This window comes from Pseudomonas syringae group sp. J309-1, assembly GCF_032582135.1.
Lineage (GTDB): Bacteria > Pseudomonadota > Gammaproteobacteria > Pseudomonadales > Pseudomonadaceae > Aquipseudomonas > Aquipseudomonas quasicaspiana.
The window spans coordinates 1-3,321 of sequence record NZ_JAWHNU010000117.1; the positions used below are offsets into that span (position 1 = coordinate 1).

2 protein-coding genes are annotated in these 3,321 nt (G+C 57.6%); both read left to right on the top strand.

The features are described 5' to 3' along the window. The first annotated feature begins 697 nt into the window (after nt 1–697). Nucleotides 698–1,459, top strand: coding sequence for a hypothetical protein (locus tag RX972_RS28985; protein WP_316880711.1), 762 nt, complete (start codon nt 698–700; stop codon nt 1,457–1,459). 422 nt (nt 1,460–1,881) lie between these two features. Beyond that, nucleotides 1,882–3,225, top strand: coding sequence for an MFS transporter (locus RX972_RS28990; RefSeq protein WP_231676979.1), 1,344 nt, complete (start codon nt 1,882–1,884; stop codon nt 3,223–3,225). Nucleotides 3,226–3,321 lie beyond the last annotated feature (96 nt).

Below are 3,321 nucleotides of genomic sequence, written 5' to 3' on the forward strand. Positions count from 1 at the left end.
ATGCAGACACCGCAACCTTTCAGGTAGATCACCAAAAACCTATCGCGGGCAAGCCCGGCTCCCACAGAGCCATGTGTGCTGGTCAAGATCGGCGAGCAGCGTGTGAAAGCACGGAACAAAGGCCGTAAGCACCAGTGATTCGACACCGCCGGATTTTGTGGGAGCTGGGCTTGCCCGCGATGCAGACACCGCGACCTTTCAGGTAGATCACCAAAACCCTATCGCGGGCACGCCCGGCTCCCACAGAGCCATGTGAGCTGGTCAAGATCGGCGAGCAGCGTGTGAAAGCACGGAACAAAGGCGGTAAGCGTCAGTGATTCGACACCGTCGGATTTTGTGGGAGCTGGGCTTGCCCGCGATGCAGACACCGCGACCTTTTCAGGTAGATCACCAAAACCTTATCGCGGGCAAGCCTCGCTCCCACAGAGCCATGTGAGCTGGTCAAGATCGGCGAGCAGCGTGTGAAAGCACGGAACAAAGGCCGTAAGCACCAGTGATTCGACACCGCCGGACTTTGTGGGAGCTGGGCTTGCCCGCGATGCAGACACCGCAACCTTTCAGGTAGATCACCAAAAACCTATCGCGGGCAAGCCCGGCTCCCACAGAGCCATGTGTAACGCTGGCGAAACACTTTCAATCGGTTTACCCTCGACTCACTTGGCGCAAAGGATGCGCAGCCCACATCAAGGAAGAGTGTATGGATCCAAGCGAGAGCCAGCCTCGGGGAAAGCTCAATCCCTTTGAGCACTTGCATGCTCAGGCAGATGACGCGCCCATAGCGTATAGACGCCACCGTTCCAGCCCTGCACGAACCTGGCGGCGCATCTTCCTGCCACTGATAGTGGTCGCTGCAGCGGGCTATCTGCTGGTGCATTTCAGCGATCTTTTAAGCAATACCGTTAGCCGTGTGACCGTGAACCACACTCCCGCGCCCACGCTGCCCGTCAGCTCAAACCCGGTGCCGCCGATTTACACGCAGGACGCCTTGATCGAACCCAAACCGCTGGCCGACTGCATAAAACCAGACAACATCATCGACGAAGCCGTAGCCACCTGCCGTTACGGGCAATTTCCCCGTGCAACCGATAATCCAGACGCCCGCGGTATGGTGAGCGCGTCATACATGGCGAAGTACAAAAACGAGCAGCAACAACCTGCCCGAACCAAGCGCGTCACGGCCTTCAACGTCGAGCGGGCCACCGTTTGGCAATGGGACGGTAAACGCACCTATGCCGCCGAATGGGCGATCAATAACAATCGCATCGACGGCACCAGTGTCTGCGCCAACTATCGGCGCGGCTCAATCGAACACCGCGAATGCCGCAAAGGCGCCAAAGTTTACTTCCGGGAAAAATGCCGCGAATGGGGCAAGCGTCGTGACAGAGATGGCAGCGACGCCAGCCAGGCGGTTCGGGAGCGTTTCTGCTCGGCCGGTGATGGCTTCAATCCACTGAGTTAAGCGCGTGTCGTGATGGCAGAAATGCCGTTATGCGCATCAATATTGCTAGCAATCCACTCGGTTGATATTTTTTTGCCATTTTTTTCCGACATCTTTTGTAACGCCCTTCCCCCTATAAACTGGGGACCACATGCAAACCGGTGCGTCATCCCGCCACAGGTGGCCCGGTCTAGAGCGGTTGCCATCATCGTCCCCAGATGGGATAAATAAAAAGCAAACGGGCTCGAAAATCTATAAAAAACATAGATTCATGGGTCATTGAAGTCGTATAGCGGCGATCCTGCATCAGATGAAAGTCCACACGTTCTGTGTTCGCGCATTTGCCAACAGCGTGTCGGGCAACCCTGCCTTTCAACCTCATTGAGGCCATTCATACGGCGTCACCAAACGCCGTGCTGTACCTAAAAAAAAGGACCGGAAAATTGAGCGATCAATCCACTCCGAACACTGCACTCGCCAGATTCTGCGAGAAAACCGGCATCCCCTATCCAATGTTCTGGGGCTTCGTCGGCCTGCTTATCTTCATGATCGGCGATGGCGTCGAACTGGGTTATCTCTCCCCTTTCCTTAGCGAACGCGGCATGCCTGCCGACGAAATCGCCATGGTCTTTACCATCTACGGTGTCACCGTCGGTGTCTCCTCCTGGCTGGCCGGCGCGTTGTCGAACATCTGGGGCCCCAAGCGCGTGATGATTCTTGGCTTGCTGATCTGGAGCGTCTTTGAAGTCCTGTTCCTGATCTACGGCCTGCAAGAACTCAGCTACTCGATGATCCTCCTGACCTACGGCCTGCGTGGCTTCGGCTACCCATTGTTCGCCTACGGTTTTCTGGTCTGGATCGCCGCCGCAACGCCATCGCGCAAAATGGGCATGGCCGTCGGCTGGTTCTGGGTTGCCTACGCAGCCGGGCTGCCAACTCTTGGCTCGCTGGTCGCCAGTGTGAGCATCCCGCTGATTGGTGCCATGGCGACTTTCTGGTTGTCGTTTGCGCTGGTAGTTGTGGGTGGCGTGATTGGTCTGGTGGGCATGCGCGAAGCACACGGCATGCAGCGTCTGGCGCCGGAAGGTGAAAAACCGCTGGTCTCGATGGCCAAGAACATCACCATCATGTGGGAAATGCCCAAGGTGTCGCTTGCCGGTCTGGTGCGCGTGATCAACACCTCGTCGATGTTCGGCTTTCTGGTGATCATGCCTGGCTTCTTCATGCACACCGTAGGCTTCAGCCTTGAAGAGTGGCTGCGACTGCTGACCATCGTGTTTGTGTTCAACATCATCGGCAACCTCGCCTCCAGCATCATCAGTACCCGGATTGGCTATCGCAATACGATCCTGTGGCTGGGTGCCGTCGGCAGCACGATCAGCACGCCGCTGTTCTTCTTCATGCCGCAGGCCTTCCCGAATGACTTCCTGATCGCTTCGATCTTCGGCGCCTTCTATGGCCTGACGCTGGCATGCTTCGTACCGCTGTCGGCACTGGCACCCGCCCTCGCGCCGCAGAACAAAGCCGCTGCACTGTCAGTCCTCAGCCTCGGCGCAGGCGCATCGACCTGGGTCGGCCCTGCAGTGGTCGCGATCTTCCAGGACAGCTTCGGCCTTGCTGGCGTGGTCTGGGCGTTCACCGGCCTGTATGCCCTGAGCGCAGTCATGACCGCCTTCCTGCGTGATCCTGAGCCTGTGTTCGAACCGACACTGACCAAGACCAAGCGCAAAGTTAAAGTTCGTGCACCGCGTCTTGATTATCGTTGGGCGCATGCGGAGCAGAAGTAGGTAAGAGTTATCGCAATCTTTGTGGGAGTCGCCCCGGTGTCCCTGACACCACGCTGTCGCGCAGCAAACACGGACCCTGTAGGAGCGCGCTTGCCC